Below are 23591 nucleotides of genomic sequence, written 5' to 3'. Positions count from 1 at the left end.
CGCATGACAGAGGGCCGCACCCCCGCCGAAGCGGGGATGCGGCCCTCAACTGCCTTACTGGTGGCCCGATTACTCGCTGATCAGGCTGCGCAGCACGTACTGCAGGATGCCGCCGTTGCGGTAGTAGTCCGCCTCACCGGGGGTGTCGATGCGGACGACCGCGTCGAACTCCACGCCGGAGTCGGTGGTGACCTTGACCGTGGACGGGGTCGTGCCGTCGTTCAGCTCGGTGAGGCCCGCGATGGAGAAGGACTCCTCGCCGGTCAGGCCGAGCGAGTCGGCCGACTGGCCCTCCGGGAACTGCAGCGGGACGACGCCCATGCCGATGAGGTTCGAGCGGTGGATGCGCTCGTACGACTCGGTGATGACGGCCTTGACGCCGAGGAGCGCGGTGCCCTTGGCGGCCCAGTCGCGGGACGAACCGGAGCCGTACTCCTTGCCGCCCAGGATGACGAGCGGGGTGCCCTGCGCCTGGTAGTTCTGCGAGGCGTCGTAGATGAACGACACCGGCGCGTCACCGGCAGCGTCGGCCTGGGTGAAGTCGCGGGTGTAGCCGCCCTCCGTGCCCGGCGCGATCTGGTTGCGCAGGCGGATGTTGGCGAACGTGCCACGGATCATGATCTCGTGGTTGCCGCGACGCGAGCCGTACGAGTTGAAGTCGCGACGCTCGACGCCGTGCTCCGACAGGTACTTGCCGGCCGGGGTGTCGGCCTTGATCGCACCGGCCGGGGAGATGTGGTCGGTGGTGACCGAGTCGCCCAGCTTGGCGAGGACGCGGGCGTTCGAGATGTCCTGGACCGGCGCCGGCTCCATCTGCATGCCCTCGAAGTACGGGGGCTTGCGGACGTAGGTCGACTCGTTGTCCCACTCGAAGGTGTTGCCGGTGGGGACCGAGAGGGCCTGCCACTGGGCGTCGCCCGCGAAGACGTCCTCGTAGGACTTGGAGAACATGTCCTCGCCGATGGAGTTGGCGACGACGTCGTTGACCTCGGCCTCCGTCGGCCAGATGTCGGCCAGGAACACGGGCTTGCCGTCCTGGTCGACGCCGAGGGCGTCCTTGGTGATGTTGACCTTCATCGAACCGGCGATGGCGTACGCGACGACCAGCGGCGGGGACGCCAGGTAGTTCATCTTGACGTCGGGGTTGATGCGGCCCTCGAAGTTCCGGTTACCGGAGAGGACGGACGTCACGGCCAGGTCGTGGTCGTTGACGGCCTTCGAGACCTCGTCGGGCAGCGGGCCCGAGTTGCCGATGCAGGTGGTGCAGCCGTAGCCGACGAGGTTGAAGCCGACCTTGTCGAGGTACGGGGTGAGACCCGACTTGTCGAAGTAGTCGGTGACGACCTTCGAGCCCGGCGCGAGCGTGGTCTTGACCCACGGCTTGCGGGTCAGGCCCTTCTCGACGGCCTTCTTCGCGACGAGGGCGGCGGCCACCATCACGTACGGGTTCGAGGTGTTGGTGCAGGAGGTGATCGCGGCGACCGTGACGGCGCCGTGGTCCAGCTCGTACGTCGAGCCGTCAGGGGCGGTCACGGTGACCGGGTTCGACGGGACGCCGTTCGTCGCGGCCGGGGCGTCGGACGCGGGGAAGGACTCCTTGCCCGCCTCCTCGTCGTCCGCCACGTAGTTGCGCACGTCGGTCTTGAACTGCTCGGCGGCGTTCGCGAGGACGATGCGGTCCTGCGGGCGCTTCGGACCGGCGATCGACGGGACGACCGTGGAGAGGTCGAGCTCCAGCTTCTCGGAGAAGTCGGGCTCGGCGGCCGGGTCCAGCCAGAGGCCCTGCTCCTTGGCGTAGGCCTCGACGAGCGCGACCTGCTGGGCGTCACGGCCGGTCAGGCGCAGGTAGTTCAGCGTCTCGTCGTCGATCGGGAAGATCGCGGCGGTGGAGCCGAACTCCGGCGACATGTTGCCGATGGTGGCGCGGTTCGCGAGGGAGGTCGCGGCGACGCCCTCACCGTAGAACTCGACGAACTTGCCGACGACGCCGTGCTTGCGCAGCATCTCGGTGATCGTGAGCACGAGGTCGGTGGCGGTCGTGCCGGCCGGCAGCTCGCCGGTCAGCTTGAAGCCGACGACGCGCGGGATGAGCATCGATACCGGCTGACCGAGCATCGCGGCCTCGGCCTCGATACCGCCGACGCCCCAGCCGAGCACGCCCAGGCCGTTGACCATCGTGGTGTGCGAGTCCGTGCCGACGAGGGTGTCGGGGTAAGCCTGGCCGTTGCGGACCATGACCGTACGGGCCAGCTTCTCGATGTTGACCTGGTGGACGATGCCGGTGCCGGGCGGGACGACCTTGAAGTCGTCGAACGCGGTCTGGCCCCAGCGCAGGAACTGGTAGCGCTCCTTGTTGCGGCCGTACTCCAGGTCCACGTTCTGCTTGAACGCGTCGTTCGTGCCGAACTTGTCGGCGATGACGGAGTGGTCGATGACCATCTCGGCCGGGGACAGCGGGTTGATCTTCGCCGGGTCGCCGCCGAGGGCCTTCACGGCCTCACGCATCGTGGCGAGGTCCACGACGCAGGGGACGCCCGTGAAGTCCTGCATGATCACGCGGGCCGGCGTGAACTGGATCTCCTTGTCGGGCTGGGCCTGGGAGTCCCAGTTGCCGAGCGCACGGATGTGGTCGGCGGTGATGTTCGCGCCGTCCTCGGTGCGGAGCAGGTTCTCCAGAAGGACCTTCAGGCTGTACGGAAGGCGGGCCGAGCCCTCAACCTTGTCCAGCTTGAAGATCTCGTACGACTCGTCGCCCACGCGCAGCGTGCTGCGGGCGTCGAAGCTGTTCGCCGACACGACAGTCTCCTTCATGTGTGTGCGCGTTCCACCGCATCCTGCCGCCACGCCGACTCGACGATCCGCTAAGGTAAGGCTAAGTTAGGTAGCCCTTACCATCCGACCTTCGACTCCGTGCGGCCACGGTGCGCCTCGGTAGATATCTCGATGTCGAGATAACTCTAATACATCACCCGGCGATGCCATCAAGCGGTGCCGCCGAGCCCACGCCTGACCGCGTACCCGCGCGCGCTCCCTTCATCGTCGTACGGGTCGGGGCGGGGCACCAGCGCTAGGCTCGGCGGCGCGGGGGTGGGGCCAATGAACCTGTGGTGGACCGGAGTGCTTGCGGCGGCTCTGGCCGCGGGATTCGCCTTTCTGCTCTACCTCGCCGTCACGGGGCGGACAACGGAACCCTGGAACCAGGCACGGGCCGAGGCATACGAGCGTCGCCGCTATCCGGTGGCGCTGCGGCGGGCCTCCGACATGGCCATCGCCGAGGCGCGGCGGCGGGCACGGGACGGGGAGCCCGCGATCGTGACCGTCGCGGATGTGCTGGAGCTGATGGAGGAGCACTTCGGGTTTCCGGACGCCACCAGGTACGAGGCGTCCGCCGCGCTGCGCGAGCGGTTCGCCGCGCGGGGATGTGACGTGGACTGTGTGACGGATGCGTGAGGCGTCGCGTCGGCCAGCCCCGAGTCCCTCCACATGCGGCATCTCATATCTGAGATAACCTGTCGCCATGGCAGACGACTACCTCGAACGTATCGGCAAGCTCATCCGCGACGCCCGGCAGCACCGGGGCTGGACGCAGTCGCAGCTTGCGGAGGCACTCAACACCAGCCAGAGTGCGGTGAACCGCATCGAGCGCGGGAACCAAAACATCAGCCTTGAGATGATCGCTCGAATTGGCGAAGCCCTCGACAGTGAAATCGTCTCCCTCGGGTACGCGGGACCGATGCACCTGCGCGTGGTCGGCGGACGCCGGCTGTCGGGTTCGATCGAAGTGAAGACGAGCAAGAACGCGTGTGTCGCGCTGCTGTGCGCCTCGCTGCTCAACAAGGGCCGCACCGTGCTCCGCCGGGTCGCCCGCATCGAGGAGGTGTACCGCCTTCTGGAGGTACTCGGCTCGATCGGCGTCCGCACCCGCTGGATCAACGACGGCGCGGACCTCGAGATCGTGCCGCCGGCCAAGCTCGACATGGACGCCATCGACGCCGACGCGGCCCGCCGCACCCGGTCGATCATCATGTTCCTCGGCCCGCTCCTGCACCGCATGGACCGCTTCAAGCTGCCCTACGCCGGCGGCTGCGACCTCGGCACCCGCACCATCCAGCCGCACATGATCGCGCTGCGCCGCTTCGGCCTCGACATCACGGCGACCGAGGGCCTCTACCACGCGGAGGTCCATCCGGGCACCGCGCCGGACCGCCCCATCGTGCTGACCGAGCGCGGCGACACCGTGACCGAGAACGCGCTGCTCGCCGCCGCCCGCGCCGACGGCACCACGGTCATCCGCAACGCCTCCTCCAACTACATGGTCCAGGACCTGTGCTTCTTCCTGGAGGCGCTGGGCGTCGAGGTCGAGGGCGTCGGCACGACCACGCTCACCGTGCACGGCGTGCCGCACATCGACGTCGACGTGGACTACTCGCCGTCCGAGGACCCGGTCGAGGCGATGAGCCTGCTGACCGCGGCCGTCGTCACGCAGTCCGAACTCACGGTCAAGCGCGTGCCGGTGGAGTTCCTGGAGATCGAGCTGGCGGTCCTGGAGGAGATGGGGCTCGACCACGACCGCTCCGCGGAGTACCCGGCCGACAACGGGCGGACGCGGCTCATCGACCTCACCGTCCGGCCGTCGAAGCTCGAAGCGCCCATCGACAAGATCCACCCGATGCCGTTCCCCGGCCTGAACATCGACAACGTGCCGTTCTTCGCGGCGATCGCGGCGTCGGCCCAGGGCAAGACCCTCATCCACGACTGGGTCTACGACAACCGGGCGATCTACCTCACGGACCTGAACCGGCTCGGCGGGCGCCTCCAACTCCTCGACCCGCACCGGGTGTTGGTCGAGGGGCCGACACGGTGGCGCGCCGCCGAGATGATGTGCCCGCCCGCGCTTCGGCCCGCCGTGGTCGTGCTGCTGGCGATGATGGCGGCGGAGGGCACGTCGGTGCTGCGCAACGTGTACGTGATCAACCGGGGGTACGAGGAGCTGGCGGAGCGGCTCAACTCCGTCGGCGCGCAGATCGAGACGTTCCGGGACATCTGAGCCCATCAAGCCCCTGGGGCACCGGCGTTGCGGCCGCGGGGCTCCGCCCCGGACCCCGCGCCTCAAACGCCGGCGGGGCTGGAAAAACCAATCGCCGGCGGGGCTTGAGCAGCGGGGGCCGGGGCAGAGCTCCGCGGCCCGGGCGCTACGTGGCCGCAATAAACTCCCGGATCGCCGCCGCCAGGGCGCGTGGCTGGTCCAGGGGGATCAGCGTGCCGCAGTCGTCCAGTTCGATCAGGCGGCCCTGCGGGAGCAGGTCTGCCAAGCGGCGGGCGTGGGCCAACGGCATCATGCGGTCCTGCTTGCCCCAGACCACCAGCGCGGGCCGGTCGTAGGCGCGGAGCGCGTCCGCCGCCTCCATCATTTCCGTCTTCACGCCGGAGCGGAGGTAGTGGAGGAGGAGTTGGCGCGCCGCCGGGTCCTTGCGCAGGGGCTCGATCCAGTCGTCGATCATCTCGTGCGGCACCGGTCGCTGCGACATCACCGCGTAACCCGTACCGGGCATGCGGCGCAGGGGCCGGACGGAGAGCGTGCGGACGAGGAGGGTGATGCCGCCGGGCACCCGGGACATGACGTCCAGGAGCTTGCCCGCCGGGCCCGGCGGATAGTTGTCGAAGGCCTCGCAGCCCGCGATGACCATGCGCCCCACCCGGTCGGGGCGCTCCGCGGCGAGCTGCTGGAGGCGCCCCGCGTCGTTCTCCACGAACACCGTGTCGTCGCCCAGCTTGAGCGCGTCGGCGAACTCGCCGATCAGCAACGCCACGGATTGCGGGGTGATTTGGGCACCAGGGCGCACGGGTGTGTGCTGACTCCCGTACGGAAGGTGGGGCACGATGCACCGCGCGGACGTGCCGAGTTCGTCGACGACGCGCCGCCACACCGTGCCGTTCTGGGCCAGCCCGTGGAGGAGGACGACGGTCGTGCCGTCGCCTCCCGAGTCCTCGTACGCGATCGGGCCCACGGAGAGGTCCACCACCGAGAGTTCCGTCTGCTGGGTCATGCGGTCGAGCCTAGGCGCCCGTGGGCTTCATGGCAGGACGGCGATCCCGTCGAGTTCCACCTTGGCCTCCTCGTCCCAGAGTCGGGTCACGCCGATCACGGCCATCGCCGGGTAGTCGCGGCCCGCCAACTCGCGCCAGATCCGGCCGAGTTCGCGGGCGTGCTCGCGGTATTCCGCGACGTCCGTGGCGTAGACCGTGACGCGCGTCAGGTGCTCCGGTGTGCCGCCGGACGCGCGCAGGGCGGTGAGCAGGTTCGTCAGGGCGCGGGTGAACTGGGCGGGGAGGGTGGCCCCGACCACCTTGCCGTCGGCGTCCAGGGACGTCTGGCCCGCGAGCATGACCAGTCGGCCGCCCGTCGCGACGACGGCGTGGGAGAAGCCGGTGGGCGGGGAGAGTTCGGGCGGGTTGACGCGCTCCACGTCGCTGCTCACGCCGATCCCTTCGTGTGGGCCTTGTACAACTCGCGGGCGATGATGGCCCGTTGGACCTCGGACGCGCCCTCGTAGATGCGGGGCGCCCGGACCTCGCGGTACAGGTGTTCCAGGACGTGGCCGCGGCGCAGCGCCCGCGCCCCGTGCAACTGCACGGCCGCGTCGACGACTTGCTGCGCCGCCTCCGTCGCGATGAGCTTCGCGGCGGCCGCGCGGCGCGGCACGTCCGGGGCGCCCTCGTCGTACGCGGACGCCGCCGCGTACACCATGAGGCGTGCGGACTCCACCCGTACCGACATGTCGGCGACCTGGTGGGCCACCGTCTGGAGTTCCTTCAGCGGGGCGCCGAACGCCTCCCGCTCCGCGGTGTGCGTGAGGGTCGCGTCGAGGGCCGCCTGCGCCATGCCGACGGCGAAGGCGCCGACGCTTGGACGGAAGAGGTTGAGGGTGTTCATCGCGACGCGGAACCCGGCGTCGACCTCGCCGAGCAGGTCGTCGCGGGTCACCGGGACGCCGTCGAAGGCAAGCGCGCCGATGGGGTGCGGGGAGATCATGTCGAGGTGCTCGCCGGTCAGGCCCGGACGGTCGGCGGGGACCGCGAAGGCCGTCACTCCGCGTGCGCCCGCGCCGGGGGTGGTGCGGGCGAAGACGGTGTAGACGTCGGCCTCGGGAGCGTTCGAGATCCAGCACTTCTCGCCGGTGAGCCGCCAGCCGTCGCCGTGGGGCGCGGCTTCCAGGGACAGCGCCGCCGCATCCGAGCCCGCCCCCGGCTCGCTCAGCGCGAACGCCGCCACGGCCCGGCCCGCGCCCACCTGCGGAATCCACCGCTCGCGCACCGCCGCGCTGCCGTACACGTGGATCGGGTGCGCCCCCAGCCCCTGCAACGCGAGCGCCGTCTCGGCCTCCGTGCTGACGCGGGCCAGGGACTCCCGGAGAAGGCAGAGGTCGAGCGCGCCGGATGTGAACAGGCGCTCAAGGAGACCGAGTTGGCCGAGCTCGGCGACGACAGGGCGGTTGACGCGGCCCGGCTCCCCCTTCTCTGCGAGCGGGGCGAGACGGTCGGCCGCGAGGGCCCGTAGCTCGCCACACCACGCGAGCTGCTCCGGTTCGAGCGAGAATGTCCCCATACGTGGTGCTCCTCTCACGACTGCCTACCGGCCTCACACAAGAACCGTATCGCGCCCCGTTGACTGTCGTCACCATCACGATACGCTCGATGCGCGCCGCCTCACCCGGCGACGGCATGCGAGCCACTCACCACGAGGGGGCGCCAGGCCATGACCCACCATCCGCCCAGCCCACTGCTTCCTTCTGGGCACGTCGACACCTTCGCGCGCGACCATCTGCCGGCCGCCGAGCTGTGGCCGGGCCTCACCTTCGAGCTGCCCGAGCTGCGCTACCCCCAGCGACTGAACTGCGGCTCCGAACTCCTCGACGCCACCGTGGAGCGGCACGGCGCGGACCGCCCCGCCTTCCACTCCCCCGGCCGAACCCCCTGGTCCTACGGGGAGTTGAAGGCGACGGTGGACCGAATCGCGCACGTGCTCACCGATGACCTGGGCGTCGTCCCCGGCAACCGGGTGTTGTTGCGCGGCCCCACCACCCGGTATCTCGCGGCGTGTTGGCTCGCCGTGATGAAGGCCGGGGCCGTCGCCGTGACCGTCCTCGCGCAGGCGCGGGCGAGCGAGCTGGCCACCGTGTGCGGGATCGCGCAGGTGGGGCACGCCCTGTGCGACGTCCGGTCGGTCGACGACCTGGCGAAGGCGGAGGTGCCGGGGCTGCGCATCACCACGTTCGGCGGGGACGGGGCCGACGACCTGCTGCACCGGGCGGCCGGGAAACCGGCGGCGTTCGAGGCCGCCGAGACCTCCGCCGACGACGTCGCGCTGATCGCCTTCACCTCCGGGACCACCGGGCGCCCCAAGGGGTGCATGCACTTCCACCGGGACGTGCTCGCGGTCGCGGACACCTTCGCGCGGCACGTACTGAAGGCAGGGCCCGACGACGTGTTCGCGGGGAGCCCGCCGCTGGGCTTCACGTTCGGGCTCGGCGGCCTCGTGATCTTTCCGCTGCGAGCGGGAGCTTCGGCGCTGCTGCTCGAACAGGCGGGCCCGCAGAAGCTGCTGCCCGCGATCGCCGAGCACCGGGTGTCGGTCGTGTTCACCGCGCCGACGGCGTACCGGGCGATGCTCGGCGCGCTCGCCGATGACCCCTCGCACGACATCTCCTCGCTGCGCCGCTGCGTGTCCGCGGGCGAGAATCTGCCCGCCGCGACCTGGCAGGCCTGGCAGGAGGCGACCGGGCTCCGGATCATCAACGGGATCGGTGCGACGGAACTGCTCCACATCTTCATCTCGGCGGCCGACGACGCGATCCGGCCCGGGACCACGGGCGTTCCCGTGCCCGGCTGGGAGGCCCGCATCGTCGACACCGAAGGCCGCCAACTCGCGGACGGGGAACCGGGGTTGCTTGCCGTGCGCGGCCCCGTCGGCTGCCGCTACCTCGCCGACGAGCGGCAGACCGTGTACGTACAGCACGGCTGGAACGTCACCGGGGACACGTACGTCCGCGAGGCCGACGGTTATTTCCGGTACGTGGCCCGCGCCGACGACATGATCATTTCCGCCGGGTACAACATCGCGGGCCCGGAGGTGGAGGACGCGCTGCTGCGCCACCCGGACGTGGCGGAGGCGGCGGTGGTCGGGCGCCCCGACGAGGAGCGCGGACAGGTCGCCGTCGCGTACGTGGTGCTGCGGCCGGGGGCGCGGCAGGACGGCGACGGCCTGCGCGAGTTCGTGAAGGCCGAACTCGTCCCCTACAAGTGTCCACGCGCGATCGAGTTCCTGGACGCGCTGCCGCGCACGGCCACGGGAAAGCTCCAGCGGTTCCGGCTCCGTGAGCCCTCGGCCGTAGAGTGATCGCGTGTCCGAGCAGCCCACGTCCCACACCCCCCGCTCCCTCATCGTCACCCTGTACGGCGCCTACGGCCGCGACCTGCCGGGGCCGCTGCCGGTCGCCGAGCTGATCCGGCTGCTCGGCGCGGTCGGCGTCGACGCCCCGTCCGTCCGCTCGGCGGTGTCCCGCCTGAAGCGGCGCGGCCTGCTGCTCCCGGCCCGCACCGCGAGCGGCGCCGCCGGCTACGCGCTCTCCGACGACGCCCGCCAGCTCCTCGACGACGGCGACCGCCGCATCTACGGAACGGGGAACGCGCGGGACGGCTGGGTGCTCGCCGTGTTCTCCGTCCCGGAGTCCGAGCGTGCCAAGCGGCACGTACTGCGCTCCACACTCACAGGGCTCGGCTTCGGCACGGCGGCGCCCGGCGTGTGGCTCGCGCCCCTCGGCGTCTACGAGGAGACCCGGCACACGTTGGAGCGCATCGGCTGCGCCGGGTACGTGGAGCTGTTCCGCGGCGAACACCTGGGCTTCGCGGCGACGGCCGACGCGGTGGCCGGCTGGTGGGACCTCGCCGCCCTCGCCAAGCTCCACGAGGCGTTCCTCGACGAGCACGAGCCGGTGCTGCGCGCCTGGCAGCCCCGCCCCGAAACCCCGCCGCGCGAGGCCTACCGCGACTACCTCCTGGCCCTCGACTCCTGGCGCCACCTCCCCTACGCGGACCCGAGCCTGCCGCCGGAACTGCTGCCGGAGGACTGGCCGGGGGTGCGCGCGGCGGAGGTGTTCCGGGCGCTGGACGAGCGGCTGCGGGCGGCGGGGGCGGAGTTCGCCCACGCACCGACGCACTAAGGCAACCCTCAGGTTCCTCCACAGATCCTCTCAGAATGCCCGCTTAGCGTCGGTTCTCATGAGTCTCATGCGCAACATGAACCGGGCGCTGACCGCCACCACCGGCCTCCAGGTGCGCCGCGCGTCCGCGAAGCCGGCCGAGCCCCTCGCCAAGAAGTCACCGGCGAAGCCGCCCGCCCCGGACTACCGATGTACCGACGACCCGGCGACCGACCGGCTGCTGCGGCGGCCCGTCTTCATCATGTCGCCGGTGCGCTCGGGTTCGACCCTGCTGCGGATGCTGCTCGACGCCCACCCGCGCCTGCACGCCCCGCACGAGCTGCACATCCGGCGCCTCGAGGTCGGCTACGGCAGCAAGCTGTCGCAGCGCGCCATGGACGCGCTCGACCTGGGGCGCGGCGACCTGGAGCACCTGCTGTGGGATCGCGTCCTGCACCGTGAACTCACCAGGTCCGGCAAGGACTTCATCGTCGAGAAGACCCCCAGCAACGCCTTCGCCTACCGGCGGATCCGCGACTGCTGGCCCGACGCCGGATTCGTGTTCCTGCTGCGGCATCCCGTCTCCATCGCCCAGTCCTGGCACGAGGGCGACCCCGAGAAGCGCACGTACGACGAGGCCTGCGCGGACGCCCTGCGTTACATGAAGGCCGTCGACAACGCGCGCAAGGGCATCACCGGCGGACACACCCTGCGCTACGAGGAGCTCACGGCCGATCCGGAGGGCAAGATGCGCGCCCTGTGCGCCTTCCTCGGGGTCGACTTCGAGCCCTCGATGCTGGAGTACGGCGCCCGCGACGAGACGCAGGTCCAGAAGGGACTCGGCGACTGGCGGGACAAGATCCGCAGCGGCAGCGTGCAGGCGGGCCGCGAGCTGCCGAAGGACGACGAGATCCCCGAGGTGCTGCGGCCCATCTGCAAGGCGTGGGGGTACCTGAAGTGAAGCCCCGGGCCGAGGTCGAGGAAGTGTGGCCGCGAGACGGGCGGATCGGGGTCGTCGGTCGGCTGGTCGGACTGAGCGATGGGGCCACCGACGGGTGGCGGCTGACGGTGACGCGACGCTCCAGCGGTGACCAAGTACTCGCGTACGACGCCGAGTTGGACGGTGCGCGGTTCAGCTGCGCGTGGGACGTGGCCGATCTCGCCGCGTACGACGACGGGTTCAGCGGCGCCGACCAGTGGGACCTGCATCTGACGGACGGCGCGTCGAGGCTGCGCGTCGGGCGGCGGCTCGACGACATCCGCGGCAAGAAGGCGATCTACGTCTATCCGCGGCAGGCGGTGCCGGGGGCGGGGTTCGGCGTACGGCCGTACTTCACCGTCGAGGACAACCTGTCGCTGGAGTGCCGCGCACTGTCGCCGGAGCGCCGCGCATGAGGAACACCCCAATCCGGTACCTGCTGCTGCACGCCTACGGGCGCGGCGGCACCATCCGCACCGTCTTCAACCAGGCCAACTCCCTTGCCGCCGCGGGCTGGGACGTCGAGATCGTCAGCGCCGTGCGGCGGCGCGAGGCCCTGCAGTTCCCGCTGGACGAGCGGGTGCCGGTGACGACGGTCGTCGATCTGCGGGAGGGGGCCGCCCCCGAGGCCACCGAGCCGGGGATCGGCGGCTGGTGGCACGCCCGCAGGCGCGACCGCCTCGCCGCGACGCCCGCGCGTGAGATCCCGCGCGGCGAGTTCGGCCACCGGTACTTCGACCGGCGCCTGGAACTGGCCCTCGGCGACTACCTGCGCTCGCTCACCGACGGCGTGCTCGTCACGACGCGCCCCGCCCTGAACTTCCTCGCCGCCGCGCACGCCACGAACGGCGTGGTGCGGGTGGCGCAGGAGCACATGAACCACGGCACGCACCGCCCCGACGTACAGCGCCGCATCCTCGAGACGTACGAGTGCTTCGCGGCCGTCGCCGTACTGACGGAGCGCGACCGCGGCGAGTACGCGCGGCTGCTGCCCGGCACGCGCGTCGTGCGGATCCCGAACGCCGTGCACTCCCTCGACCAGGTCCCGGCGAACCACGCCTCGAAGATCGCGGTCGCGGCCGGCAGGCTCTTCCCGCAGAAGGGCTTCGACCTGCTGATCCCCGCGTGGGCCAAGCTCGTCCAGGATTTCCCGGACTGGCAGCTGCGCATCTACGGCAGCGGCGAGAAGAAGGCGCAGCTGCGCGCCCTGATCGAGGAGCACCACCTCTACAACCACGTCCTGCTGATGGGACACAGCGACCAGCTGGACGACGAACTCGCCAAGTGCTCGCTGTACGTGCTGAGTTCCCGTTTCGAGGGACTGCCGATGGTGATGATCGAGGCGATGGCGCACGCCCTCCCCGTGGTCTCCTTCGACTGTCCCACGGGCCCCGCCGACGTACTCACGCACGGCGTGGACGGGCTGCTCGTGCCCGAGCAGGACCCCGACGCCCTCGCCGACGCCCTGGCCCGCCTCATGGGCGACCGCGAGCTGCGTACGGAGATGGGCACGGCGGCCGTGCTCACGGCGGCGGCCTACGGCCCCGACGCGGTTCACCCGCGCTGGGAGGCCCTCTTCACCGAACTGACCAAGACCCACGAGGTGCGGGCCGCCGACGGCTCCGACGGCACCGATGGCACCGACGGCACCGCGAAAGGACTTCACGCATGACGACGGCCACCACGGGCCGCCCGCAGGGAGCCACCATCTGGCTCACCGGGCTGCCCAGTTCCGGCAAGACGACCGTGGCGCGCGCCCTCGCCGGGCAGTTGCGCGCGGAGGGCCTGCGCGTCGAGGTCCTCGACGGCGACGAGATCCGCCGCTTCCTCTCGGCGGGCCTCGGTTTCAGCCGCGAGGACCGCAACACGAACGTGCAGCGCATCGGCCTCGTCGCCGAAGTCCTCGCCCGCAACGGGGTGTTCGCCGTCGTCCCCGTCATCGCGCCGTACGCGGACAGCCGGGAGGCCGTGCGCAAGCGGCACGCCTCCAGCGACACCCCGTACATCGAGGTGCACGTCGCGACGCCGGTCGAGGTGTGCAGCGAGCGCGACGTGAAGGGCCTGTACGCACGTCAGGCCGCCGGGCAGTTGAAGGGGCTCACCGGGGTCGACGACCCGTACGAGGCTCCGGTGGACCCGGATCTGGCGCTGGAGACGCAGCACCAGACACCGCAGGAGTCAGCGGGTTCGGTGCGGGCGGTCCTCGCGGCGAGGGGTCTGGTGTGAGCGACACGTCGTACGCACTGAGCCACCTGGACACCCTCGAATCCGAGGCCGTGCACATCTTCCGTGAGGTGGCGGGCGAGTTCGAGCGGCCGGTGATTCTGTTCTCCGGCGGCAAGGACTCGATCCTGATGCTGCATCTGGCGCTGAAGGCGTTCGCGCCCGCGCCGGTGCCGTTCCCGCTGCTGCACGTCGACACGGGGCACAACTTTCCCGAGGTCATCGCCTACCGGGACCGTGTGGTCGCCGCACATGGGCTGACACTCCATGTGGCGTCCGTACAGGACTACATCGACCGGGGTGTGCTCCGCGAACGCCCCGACGGGACGCGCAATCCGCTCCAGACGGTGCCGCTGACGGAGGCCATCCGGTACGAGCGCTTCGACGCCGTGTTCGGCGGCGGGCGCCGGGACGAGGAGAAGGCGCGGGCGAAGGAGCGGGTGTTCTCGCTGCGCGACGAGTTCTCGCAGTGGGACCCGCGCCGCCAGCGCCCCGAACTCTGGCAGCTCTACAACGGCCGGCACGCCCCCGGCGAGCACGTCCGCGTGTTCCCGCTGTCCAACTGGACCGAGCTGGACGTGTGGCAGTACATCGCCCGCGAACGCATCGAGCTGCCGGAGATCTACTTCGCCCACCGGCGCGAGGTCTTCGACCGGGGCGGCATGTGGCTGTCCGCCGGCGACTGGGGCGGCCCGAAGGACGGCGAGTCGGTCGAGAAGCGGCGGGTCCGCTATCGCACGGTCGGCGACATGTCCTGCACCGGCGCGGTCGACTCCGACGCCGAGACCCTGGACCAGGTCATCGCGGAGATCGCGGCCTCCCGGCTCACCGAACGGGGCGCCACGCGCGCCGACGACAAGTTGTCCGAGGCGGCCATGGAAGACCGCAAGCGCGAAGGATACTTCTAGAAATGCCTGGTTCTGTGTCTGTATCCATGTCTGGTGTTACTGAAGTGGGCACGTTGCGGCTGGCCACGGCCGGGTCGGTCGACGACGGCAAGTCCACGCTCGTGGGTCGCCTCCTGCACGACTCCAAGTCGGTGCTCGCCGACCAGTTGGAGTCGATCTCCCGTACCGGCACGCCCGATCTGGCGCTGCTCACGGACGGCCTGCGCGCCGAACGCGAGCAGGGCATCACGATCGACGTCGCGTACCGGTACTTCGCCACACCCCGGCGGCGGTTCATTCTCGCGGACACGCCGGGGCATGTGCAGTACACGCGGAACATGGTGACGGGCGCGTCCACAGCGGAGCTGACGATCGTCCTGGTCGACGCCAGGCACGGGGTCGTCGAGCAGACGCGCAGGCACGCCGCGATCGCCGCGATGCTGCGTGTCCCGCATGTGCTCCTCGCCGTGAACAAGATGGATCTCGTCGGGTACGAGGAGTCCGCTTTCGCGGCAATCGCGTCCGAATTCACCACGCACGCCGACGGGTTGGGAATCCCGACGGTCACCGCGATCCCAATCTCGGCGCTCGCGGGCGACAACGTGGTGGACCCTTCCGCGCGCATGGACTGGTACGGCGGCCCGACGGTCCTGGAACACCTGGAAACGGTCCCGACGACCGTCGCATCCCCTTCGGCCCCGACCCGCTTCCCGGTCCAGTGCGTCATCCGGCACGGCGAATCCCGTCACTACGCGGGCCAGTTGGCGTCGGGGACGCTCCGGGTCGGCTCCGCCGTGACGGTGCACCCGTCGGGCCGTACGTCGACGATCGCGGGCCTCGACGTTCTCGGCACGCCGGTGGACGAGGCCCATGCCGGGACCTCGCTCACGGTGCGGCTCTCCGATGAACTCGACGTCTCCCGCGGCGACTTGATCACACCGTCCGCCGACCGGGCGCCGACTGTGACGCGGGATGTGCGGGCGGCGGTGTGCCATGTGGCGGACCGGCCGTTGCGGGTGGGTCAGCGGGTCCTGGTGCGCCACACGACACGCACGGTCCAGGCCATCGTCAAATCCCTCGGGGACGCGGTCGAGTTGACGGCGAACGACCTGGGCCGGGTGGCCCTACGCACGGCCGAGCCACTGGCACTGGACGCCTATGCCGCGGTGCGACCAACGGGTTCCTTCCTCCTGGTCGACCCATCGGACGGGACGACGCTGACGGCGGGAATGGCGGGAACGGCGGGACCGCCCGAACCGACACCCTGACGCCACGGGGCGCCACGGGGCGCCACGGGGCGCCACGGGGCGCCACGGGGTTGGATCCCCGTCACCCTGACGCCACGGGGCTCCGCCCCGGACCCCGCGCCTCAATCGCCGGCGGGGCTTGAAATTCGCACCCGCTGCGGGGCCTTGATGGCACCCGCCCATCTCCCACCCACCCGCCCCCTCCGGGGGCGTCGGCCACACGGGGTACGGCCCCCGCATCCGGCCGACCGCCGCCGCCATGGGCAATCCACCACCGACACGACTCCCACCCCATTACGGCCGACCACCCCGCCCCCTTGAACAATCCACCACCGGCACGGCTCCCCACCCATCACGGCCGACCACCCCGCCGCCTTGAACAATCCACCACCGGCACGGCTCCCCACCCATCACGGCCGACCGCCCCGCCGCCTTGGGCAATCTGCCGCCTTGGGCGGCAGAGTGGGCAAGGCGGCACCCCGGTGCCGCGCGACCAGAACGGCAGGCGTCGCCCACGGCAAGGCCCGAACCCCGGTGCGGGCATCGGTCACCACGAGCGGCAGCCCCGGCACAGCCCCTGGGCCCGGACGGGCCGAAGCCCCCGGAGGGGGCGGGCGGGTGGGAGCTGAGCCGGCACCGGCGCACCCGGGGAAGGGCTGGTGCCGCGTAACCAATACCCGAGGCGCCACCCCGGCACCGCCGCAAAATCCCGGTGCCGCGCAACCGTCGCCAGACGCGCCACCCCGGCACCGCCGCAAAATCCCGGTGCCGCGCAACCGTCGCCAGACGCGCCACCCCGGCACCGCCGCAAAACCCCGGTGCCGCGCAGACAGGACGACGGCACCGACCCCGTCACCCGGGCAGCACCAACCTCGGCTTCGGCGCATCCAACCGCCCCGTCTGCGGCCGCCGGCTCCCCGCACCGTACTGCCGGGGCCACCCGACCCCCGGCCCCGCATACCCCTGCTCCGCGGCAGCGTGCAACGTCCAGTTCGGGTCGTACAGGTGCGGACGCGCCAGTGCACACAGGTCCGTACGGCCCGCCAGGACAAGGGAGTTGACGTCGTCCCAAGACGAGATCGCGCCGACGGCCACGACCGGGACCCCGGCCTCCGCCCGGATCCGATCCGCATACGGCACCTGGTAGGAGCGCCCGAACGCGGGCCGCTCGTCCGAGACCACCTGCCCCGTGGACACGTCGATCGCGTCGGCCCCATGCGCGGCGAAGGCGCGGGCGATCGCCACGGCCTCCTCCGCACTGGTGCCGCCCTCCGCCCAGTCCGTGGCGGAGATCCGCACCGTCATCGGCCGCTCGTCCGGCCACACCTCGCGTACGGCGTCGAAGACCTCCAGCGGGAACCGCAGCCGACCCTCCAGCGACCCGCCGTACGCGTCCGTGCGCCGGTTCGTCAGCGGGGACAGGAAACCGGACAGCAAGTAGCCGTGCGCGCAGTGGAGTTCGAGGAGGTCGAAGCCCGCGTCCGCCGCACGCCGCGCCGACTCCACGAACTGCGCGCGTACACCCACCAGTTCGGTCGCCGTCAGCGCGCGCGGCAACTGACTGTCCGGCCGATAGCGGAGCGCGGACGCCGCGACCAGCGGCCAGTTGTCGTCCGCGTCAGGGAGCGGCTCGTCCATGCCCTCCCACATCAACCGCGTGGAACCCTTGCGGCCCGAGTGCCCGAGCTGCACTCCGATCGCCGTACCGGGCGCCCGCGTGTGGACGAAGTCCACGATCCTGCGCCAGGACTCCGCCTGGTCATCCGCGTACAGCCCCGCACACCCCGGCGTAATGCGCCCCTCCGGGCTCACGCACACCATTTCCGTCATGACCAGACCGGCGCCGCCGAGAGCCCGCGCCCCCAGGTGCACGAGGTGGAAGTCGCCCGGTACCCCGTCCACCGCCGAGTACATGTCCATCGGTGACACCACGACCCGGTTGCGCAGCTCAAGGCCTCCGAGCCGGAACGGCGTGAACATCGGCGGCGTGCCCTCGGGACAGCCGAACTCCCGCTCCACCGACTCCGTGAACCCCGCGTCCCGAAGCCGCAGGTTCTCGTGCGTCACCCGGCGCGAGCGCGTCAGCAGGTTGAACGCGAACTGGCGCGGCGGCTGGTCCAGATAGCGGCCCAGCTCCTCGAACCACTGGAGGCTGGCCCGCGCCGCCCGCTGCGTCGACGCCACGACGGGCCTGCGCTCCTCCTCGTACGCGGCAAGCGCCGCGCCGGTCGTGGGCTGCTCGGTCAGGCACGCGGCGAGCGCGAGCGCGTCCTCGACGGCGAGCTTCGTACCGGAGCCGATGGAGAAGTGCGCGGTGTGCGCGGCGTCGCCGATGAGCACGCAATTGCCGTGCGACCAGCGGTCGTTGACGACCGTGCGGAAGGTGAGCCAAGAGGAATTATTGGTCTTCAGTGCGCGCCCTCCCAGCGCGTCCTTGAAGATCCGTACGCAGGCATCAATCGATTCGCGTACGTCCATGTCCGCGAAACCGGCCGCCCGCCACACCTCTTCGCGCATCTCGACGATGACCGTGGACCCGCTCTCGCTGAACGGGTATCCGTGCAGCTGCATCACGCCGTGCTCGGTCTCGGCGATGTCGAAGCGGAAGGCGTCGAACGCGAAGTCGGCGGCGAGCCAGATGTAGCGGTTGCGGTGCTCCTCGATGTGCGGCCCGAACGCGTCGGCGTACGTCTCGCGGGTCTTGCTGTGCACACCGTCGGCGGCGATCACCAGGTCGTGCATGTCCCGGAGTTCGGCGATCGGCGGCGCCTCCTCCTGGAAGCGCAGGTCCACGCCCAGTTCGCGGCAGCGGTCGTGCAGGATCTCCAGGAGCCTGCGGCGGCCAAGTGCCGCGAAACCGTGTCCAGTTGAGGTGTGGCGCTGTCCACGGTGCACGATGTCGATGTCGTCCCAGCGCACGAACTCGCCCTGGAGCGCCCGGTAGACCACCGGGTCGGCGTGCTCGATTCCACCAAGGGTTTCGTCGGACAGGACGACACCGAAGCCGAACGTGTCGTACGGGGCGTTCCGCTCCCAGACCGTGATCTCGCGGTCCGGGTCGAGGCGCTTGAGGAGGGCCGCGGCGTACAGGCCGCCGGGGCCGCCTCCGATGACGGCGATGCGCCGGGCGCGTACGGTCATCAGCCGGTCACCGCCCCTGCCACTTCGGCGGGCGCTTGTCGGTGAACGCCGCGTGGAACTCGGCGTAGTCCTCGCCGTGCATGAGCAGCGCCTGCGTGGCCGCGTCCATCTCGATGGCCCCGGCGAGCGGCATGTCCAGCTCGGCCGTCAGGAGCGCCTTCGTCTGCGCGTACGCGAGGGCGGGCCCTTCGGCGAGGCGCTGGGCGAGAGCGAGCGCGGCCTCGTCGGCCCTGCCCTCGTCGGTCAGCTCGCTGATCAGGCCGATGCGCTCGGCCTCGGGCGCGCGGACCGCGTCGCCGAGCATCAGCAGGCGGGTGGCGTGGCCGAGGCCGACGACGCGGGGCAGCAGATACGCCGCGCCCATGTCGCCGCCGGAGAGCCCGACCTTCGTGAACAGGAACGCGAAGCGGGCGCTCGGGTCGGCGACGCGGAAGTCGGAGGCGAGCGCGAGGACCGCGCCCGCCCCGGCCGCGACCCCGTGCACGGCGGCGATCACCGGGAACGGGGCCTCGCGCACGGCCCGGACCACCTGCCCGGTCATCCGGTTGAAGTCGAGGATCTGTGCGGTGTCCATGGAGAGCGTGGCGCCGATGATCTCGTCGACGTCGCCGCCCGAGCAGAAGCCGCGACCCTCGCCGGCGAGGACGAGGGCGCGCACGGACTTGGTCCGGGACAGCTCGGCGAGGAGGTCGCGCAGGTCGGCGTAGGCGCCGAAGGTGAGCGCGTTGAGTTTCTCGGGGCGGGCGAGCGTGACGGTGGCGACGCCGCTCTCGTCCACGGCGTACGTCAGGTGCTGCCAGGAGTCGGTACGGGGGGTGGAGCCGGTGAAGGGACTCATGCGTTGCCTCCGGCGAGGTCGCGGGCGTGCCGAGGAGGGGCGAGACCTGTCGACCGTATCACCGCATCGTGACTGCCGTCACGAGTGCGCGATAACGGAGAAAGGGTCGGACGTCCCGGCCCGCACCGACGAGAGCCTCTTTCGCCCCACGCCGTACCATTCATAAGGTTGAACGCAGGACAGTCCCCCTTGAGCCCGTTCCTCCGAGCCCGTCCCCGAGCCGCATACGCGCCCTCCGCCCCCAGGATTCCGCCGTGACTCCCTTCCCCGGTCCACCTACGCCCACGTCGTGGCGCATCGCCCTGCCGCACACAGTCGCGGCCGTGCCCGTCGCGCGTGCCCTCGTGCGGACCGCGCTGTCGGAGATCGACTCACCGGCCGCCGACGCGGACACGGCGGAGCTGCTGACGGCGGAACTGGTGGCGAACGCGGTGGAGCACACGACGGGGGACACACCGATCGAGCTGGTCGTGGAGCTGCTCGACTCCGGCTGTCAGGTCGAGGTGCACGACACGGACCCGGCGCCGCCCTCCGACCTCACCAATCCCGAGGACGACGGGCCGCCCGACCCCTGGCAGGAGCACGGCCGCGGCCTGCTCCTCATCCGCACGCTCAGCTCGTCGTGCGGGCACCGCCCCACCGATTCCGGCAAGGCGGTGTGGTTCACGCTTCCCCCTCTGGTGCCGGCACAGCGCCCGGCGTCCGAAGCGTAGGGCCGCCCCTCAACCGAGCCGCGAGTTGCGGCGGCCGTACAGCGCGTACACGAGCGCGCCCACGACGAGGAACACCGCGAACTGGCCCCACGTCGTCCACCCCGTGCCCCAGATCAGGTAGAGGCAGAAGCCGACGCCCAGGATCGGGCTGACCGGGTACAGCGGCACCCGGAACGAGCGCTTCAGACCGGGGTGCGAGGGGCGCAGCGCGATCACCGCGATGTTCACGGCGACCATGGTGGCGAGCGTGCCGATGGTGGTCAGGTTGACGACCGCGTCGAGCGAGGAGAACGCGGCCGGGACCGCGAAGACGGTCGCGACGATCCACGTGTTGGCGACCGGCGTGTGCGTCTTCGGGGAGACCCGCTCGAAGACCCGCGGGATCAGCCCGTCGCGGGACATCGACATCAGGATCCGGGTCTGCCCGTACATCACCGCGAGGACGACCGAGGCGATGGCGACGACCGCACCGAAGGCGATGACGCCGCCGCCGACGGTCGACCCGGTGACCTGGTCGACGACGAGGGAGAGCGCGGCCGGCTTGTCCCCGACGGCGCCCGCACCGAGCGCGCCGATGGCGGCGACGGCCACGGCGACGTAGAGCAGCGTGACGATGCCGATGCAGATCAGGATGGCGAGGGGGATGTTCCGCCGCGGGTTCTTGACCTCTTCGCCGGCCGTGGTGACCGCGTCGAAACCGATGTACGAGAAGAAGGCGAGCGAGCCACCGGAGGTGACGCCGGCCATGCCGTCCTTCGTGGGGCCGCGTGCCGGTGGGGCCGGAGAGGGTGTTCCGGCTCCACCAGTTTGAACGGTTGCTCAGTGAATGTGCGGTTTTGTCGCTGCGAAGGTGAATGTGCGGCTTGTCGCTACTGGCCGAGCGTGGCGACCATGACGGCCTTGATCGTGTGCATCCGGTTCTCCGCCTCGTCGAAGACGACGGAGTGCTCCGACTCGAAGACCTCGTCGGTGACCTCGAGGGACTCCAGGCCGTACTTGGCGTGTATCTCGCGGCCGACCTTGGTGCCCAGGTCGTGGAAGGCGGGGAGGCAGTGCAGGAACTTCACGTCCGCGTTCCCCGTCGCGCGCAGCACGTCCATCGTGACGGCGTACGGCGCGAGCGACTTGATCCGCTCGTCCCAGATCTCCTCGGGCTCGCCCATCGACACCCAGACATCGGTGAGGACGAAGTCCGCGCCCGCGACGCCTTCCTCGACGGACTCGGTGAGGGTGATGCGGGCACCGCTCGCGGCGGCCAGCTCACGGGCCTTGGCGACGACCTCCTCGGCCGGCCAGTAGGCCTTGGGCGCGACGATCCGGACGTCCATGCCGAGCAGGGCGCCGGTGACGAGGTAGGAGTTGCCCATGTTGAACCGGGCGTCGCCGAGGTAGGCGAAGGACATGTCGGTGAGCGGCTTGGCGCTGTGCTCGGTCATCGTGAGCACGTCGGCGAGCATCTGCGTGGGGTGCCAGTCGTCGGTCAGGCCGTTGTAGACCGGCACGCCCGCGTACTCGGCGAGCGTCTCGACGATGGACTGCTCGTCACCCCGGAACTCGATGGCGTCGAACATCCGGCCGAGCACACGCGCGGTGTCCTTGCTCGACTCCTTCTTGCCGATGTGCGAGCCGGCCGGGTCGATGTACGTCGTCGACGCGCCCTGGTCCGCGGCCGCGACCTCGAAGGAGCAGCGCGTACGCGTGGACGCCTTCTCGAAGATCAGCGCCACGTTCTTGCCCTTGAGGTGCTGCGGCTCGGCCCCTGCCTTTTTGGCCGCCTTCAGCTCCGCGGCCAGGTCGACGAGGCCTCGGAACTCCTCGGCGGTGAAGTCCAGCTCCTTGAGGAAGTGGCGGCCGGTGAGGTTCATACGGGGCTCCTGCGCGTGACTCGGGGACGGGATCGGGACAGTGGAAGTCTATACGATGTTCCACATTTCTATTCATGGGTACGTCTCTTCATGGGCACTTCTCTTCATGGGTCTGTCTGCTCAGCCGGTCACCGCGTCCCGCTCGACCGGGCAGCTCATGCAGCGCGGCCCGCCCCGGCCGCGGCCCAGCTCGCTCCCCGGGATCTCGATGACCTCGATGCCCTGCTTGCGCAGGAACGTGTTCGTCGTGGCGTTCCGCTCGTACGCGACGACGACGCCCGGCTCGACGGCGAGCACATTGCAGCCGTCGTCCCACTGCTCGCGCTCGGCGGCGTGCACGTCCTGTGTCGCGGTCAGGACCCGGATCTCGGGGAGTCCGAGCGCGGCGGCGATCGCCCGGTGCATGTGCTCGGGCGGATGGTCGGTGACCTTCAACTCCGCGCCGGACGTGCCCGGTTCGATGGTGTACGAGCGCAGCATGCCGAGCCCCGCGTACTGCGTGAACGTGTCGCCGTCGACCATCGTCATGACCGTGTCGAGGTGCATGAAGGCCCGCCGCTTCGGCATGTCGAGGGCGACGATGGTGCGCGCCGAGCCCGCCGCGAACAGCTTGTGCGCGAGCATCTCCACGGCCTGCGGCGTGGTCCGCTCGCTCATCCCGATGAGGACGGCGCCCCGCCCGATGACGAGGACGTCGCCGCCCTCGATGGTCGACGGATAGTCCGCCTGCCCCTCGGACCAGACGTGGAAGCCCCCGTCCTCCGCCGCGTCCCGGAACAGCGGATGGTGCCGGTAGATCGCCTCGAAGTGGACGGTCTCGCGCTGCCGGGCGGGCCACCGCATCGCGTTGATGGACACCCCGTCGTAGATCCAGGCCGAGGTGTCGCGCGTGAACAGGTGGTTGGGCAGCGGGCCGAGGAGGAAGTCGTCGAGCTCCATGACGTGGAAGCGCACGGAGGTCGGCTCCGGGTGCGCCGCCAGGAACTCGCGCTTCGTCATCCCGCCGATGAGCGCCTCGGCGAGTTCCGTGGACGGCAGCGTCTCGAAGGCCTCCCGCAGATGGCCCGCGGCCAGCGGGCCGTACTCCTTCTCGTCGAATACGCGGTCCAGGACGAGGCCGCGGGCGGCGTCGACGTCCAGGGCCTCGGTGAGCAGGTCGCCGAAGAGGTGCACGTTGACGCCCCGGTCGCGCAGCACGTCGGCGAAACCGTCGTGTTCCTGGCGGGCCCGGCGCACCCACAGCACGTCGTCGAAGAGCAGCTGGTCCTTATTGCTCGGCGTGAGCCGCTTCAGCTCGAGATCGGGCCGATGCAGAATCACTCGGCGCAGGCGGCCGGCCTCGGAGTCGACGTGGAATCCCATGCAGCCATCCTTACCCGCCGCACGGCGGTTGCGCCCCGGGGGGGGGGCCCCCCCCCCCCCGCGCGAAAGCCCGGCATTGAACCCCCCCCCGCCGTTTTGGGGGGGGGGGGGGGGGGCGGGCCCCCGGGGTTGGGGGC

The 23591-nt window shown here is 70.8% G+C and carries 19 protein-coding genes and 1 pseudogene; 11 read left to right on the top strand and 9 right to left on the bottom strand.

Annotation, left to right across the window (positions count from 1 at the left end; translation table 11 throughout):
• Positions 1 to 69: 69 nt before the first annotated feature.
• Entirely contained in the window at positions 70 to 2796 is a 2727-nt protein-coding gene (gene acnA, locus ABT004_RS05540; RefSeq protein ID WP_351331556.1) for an aconitate hydratase AcnA, read from the bottom strand.
• A 300-nt stretch (positions 2797 to 3096) separates the two neighbouring features.
• Between acnA and ABT004_RS05535 the strand changes: the two genes are divergently transcribed.
• Together ABT004_RS05535 and ABT004_RS05530 are read left to right on the top strand one after the other, a co-directional pair.
• Positions 3097 to 3450, top strand: a complete 354-nt coding sequence (locus ABT004_RS05535) for a hypothetical protein (RefSeq protein WP_351331555.1) — start codon at positions 3097 to 3099, stop codon at positions 3448 to 3450.
• Between the two features lie 67 nt (positions 3451 to 3517).
• Positions 3518 to 5047: a UDP-N-acetylglucosamine 1-carboxyvinyltransferase gene (locus tag ABT004_RS05530; protein ID WP_351331554.1), complete on the top strand. Its 1530-nt coding sequence runs from the start codon at positions 3518 to 3520 to the stop codon at positions 5045 to 5047.
• A gap of 145 nt (positions 5048 to 5192) precedes the next feature.
• Here ABT004_RS05530 and ABT004_RS05525 read toward each other — a convergent pair whose 3' ends face one another.
• The 3 genes from ABT004_RS05525 to ABT004_RS05515 are packed head-to-tail and all read right to left on the bottom strand — an operon-like array spanning position 5193 to position 7606.
• Positions 5193 to 6047 carry an alpha/beta fold hydrolase gene (locus ABT004_RS05525; RefSeq protein WP_351331553.1) on the bottom strand — a complete coding sequence of 285 codons (855 nt, stop codon included), beginning with the start codon at positions 6045 to 6047 and terminating at the stop codon, positions 5193 to 5195.
• Between the two features lie 27 nt (positions 6048 to 6074).
• On the bottom strand, positions 6075 to 6479 hold the full coding sequence (locus ABT004_RS05520; protein WP_351331552.1) for a RidA family protein: 405 nt from the start codon (positions 6477 to 6479) through the stop codon (positions 6075 to 6077).
• The gene (locus tag ABT004_RS05515; RefSeq protein ID WP_351331551.1) at positions 6476 to 7606 is read right to left on the bottom strand and encodes an acyl-CoA dehydrogenase family protein; all 1131 of its coding nucleotides are present in this window, start codon (positions 7604 to 7606) and stop codon (positions 6476 to 6478) included. The genes ABT004_RS05520 and ABT004_RS05515 overlap by 4 nt, the downstream gene beginning before the upstream one ends.
• Before the next feature lie 150 nt (positions 7607 to 7756).
• Here ABT004_RS05515 and ABT004_RS05510 point away from each other — a divergent pair, with 150 nt between their 5' ends.
• Genes ABT004_RS05510 through ABT004_RS05475 form a run of 8 tightly spaced genes read left to right on the top strand, consistent with a single transcriptional unit; the run spans position 7757 to position 15556 of the window.
• Positions 7757 to 9397: an AMP-binding protein gene (locus ABT004_RS05510; protein ID WP_351331550.1), complete on the top strand. Its 1641-nt coding sequence runs from the start codon at positions 7757 to 7759 to the stop codon at positions 9395 to 9397.
• Between the two features lie 4 nt (positions 9398 to 9401).
• Positions 9402 to 10220: a PaaX family transcriptional regulator gene (locus ABT004_RS05505; RefSeq protein WP_351331549.1), complete on the top strand. Its 819-nt coding sequence runs from the start codon at positions 9402 to 9404 to the stop codon at positions 10218 to 10220.
• Between the two features lie 58 nt (positions 10221 to 10278).
• A complete protein-coding gene (locus tag ABT004_RS05500; protein WP_351331548.1) occupies positions 10279 to 11160 on the top strand; it encodes a sulfotransferase family protein in 882 nt (293 codons plus the stop codon).
• Complete coding sequence (locus tag ABT004_RS05495) at positions 11157 to 11594, top strand: hypothetical protein (RefSeq protein ID WP_351331547.1); 438 nt, start codon at positions 11157 to 11159, stop codon at positions 11592 to 11594. Before ABT004_RS05500 ends, ABT004_RS05495 begins: the two co-directional genes overlap by 4 nt.
• Positions 11591 to 12850 carry a glycosyltransferase family 4 protein gene (locus ABT004_RS05490; protein WP_351331546.1) on the top strand — a complete coding sequence of 420 codons (1260 nt, stop codon included), beginning with the start codon at positions 11591 to 11593 and terminating at the stop codon, positions 12848 to 12850. The genes ABT004_RS05495 and ABT004_RS05490 overlap by 4 nt, the downstream gene beginning before the upstream one ends.
• Positions 12847 to 13404 carry an adenylyl-sulfate kinase gene (gene cysC, locus ABT004_RS05485; RefSeq protein WP_351331545.1) on the top strand — a complete coding sequence of 186 codons (558 nt, stop codon included), beginning with the start codon at positions 12847 to 12849 and terminating at the stop codon, positions 13402 to 13404. The genes ABT004_RS05490 and cysC overlap by 4 nt, the downstream gene beginning before the upstream one ends.
• Positions 13401 to 14309 carry a sulfate adenylyltransferase subunit CysD gene (gene cysD, locus ABT004_RS05480; protein WP_351331544.1) on the top strand — a complete coding sequence of 303 codons (909 nt, stop codon included), beginning with the start codon at positions 13401 to 13403 and terminating at the stop codon, positions 14307 to 14309. The genes cysC and cysD overlap by 4 nt, the downstream gene beginning before the upstream one ends.
• A 26-nt stretch (positions 14310 to 14335) precedes the next feature.
• Positions 14336 to 15556 carry a sulfate adenylyltransferase subunit 1 gene (locus ABT004_RS05475; RefSeq protein ID WP_351331543.1) on the top strand — a complete coding sequence of 407 codons (1221 nt, stop codon included), beginning with the start codon at positions 14336 to 14338 and terminating at the stop codon, positions 15554 to 15556.
• An 831-nt stretch (positions 15557 to 16387) separates the two neighbouring features.
• On the opposite strand, the gene ABT004_RS05470 is transcribed toward ABT004_RS05475, so the two are convergent.
• Both ABT004_RS05470 and ABT004_RS05465 read right to left on the bottom strand, forming a co-directional pair.
• Positions 16388 to 18676, bottom strand: coding sequence for a bifunctional salicylyl-CoA 5-hydroxylase/oxidoreductase (locus ABT004_RS05470; protein WP_351331542.1), 2289 nt, complete (start codon positions 18674 to 18676; stop codon positions 16388 to 16390).
• A 7-nt stretch (positions 18677 to 18683) separates the two neighbouring features.
• Entirely contained in the window at positions 18684 to 19514 is an 831-nt protein-coding gene (locus tag ABT004_RS05465) for an enoyl-CoA hydratase family protein (protein ID WP_351331541.1), read from the bottom strand.
• 254 nt (positions 19515 to 19768) lie between these two features.
• Here ABT004_RS05465 and ABT004_RS05460 point away from each other — a divergent pair, with 254 nt between their 5' ends.
• Positions 19769 to 20227, top strand: coding sequence for an ATP-binding protein (locus ABT004_RS05460; protein ID WP_351331540.1), 459 nt, complete (start codon positions 19769 to 19771; stop codon positions 20225 to 20227).
• Positions 20228 to 20236: 9 nt separating this feature from the next.
• Here ABT004_RS05460 and ABT004_RS05455 read toward each other — a convergent pair.
• The 3 genes and pseudogenes from ABT004_RS05455 to ABT004_RS05445 form a co-directional block, all read right to left on the bottom strand.
• Positions 20237 to 20977 (bottom strand): annotated as a pseudogene (locus ABT004_RS05455) (APC family permease); the annotation flags it as partial.
• Between the two features lie 119 nt (positions 20978 to 21096).
• Positions 21097 to 22092, bottom strand: a complete 996-nt coding sequence (gene argF / locus ABT004_RS05450; RefSeq protein WP_351331539.1) for an ornithine carbamoyltransferase — start codon at positions 22090 to 22092, stop codon at positions 21097 to 21099.
• A gap of 120 nt (positions 22093 to 22212) precedes the next feature.
• Positions 22213 to 23454: an arginine deiminase gene (locus ABT004_RS05445; RefSeq protein WP_351331538.1), complete on the bottom strand. Its 1242-nt coding sequence runs from the start codon at positions 23452 to 23454 to the stop codon at positions 22213 to 22215.
• Between the last annotated feature and the right edge of the window lie 137 nt (positions 23455 to 23591).

It is taken from the genome of Streptomyces sp. NPDC002790 (assembly GCF_040295505.1).
In the GTDB taxonomy this organism is placed as follows: Bacteria; Actinomycetota; Actinomycetes; order Streptomycetales; family Streptomycetaceae; genus Streptomyces.
This window is presented reverse-complemented; position numbering and strand designations above follow the sequence as displayed.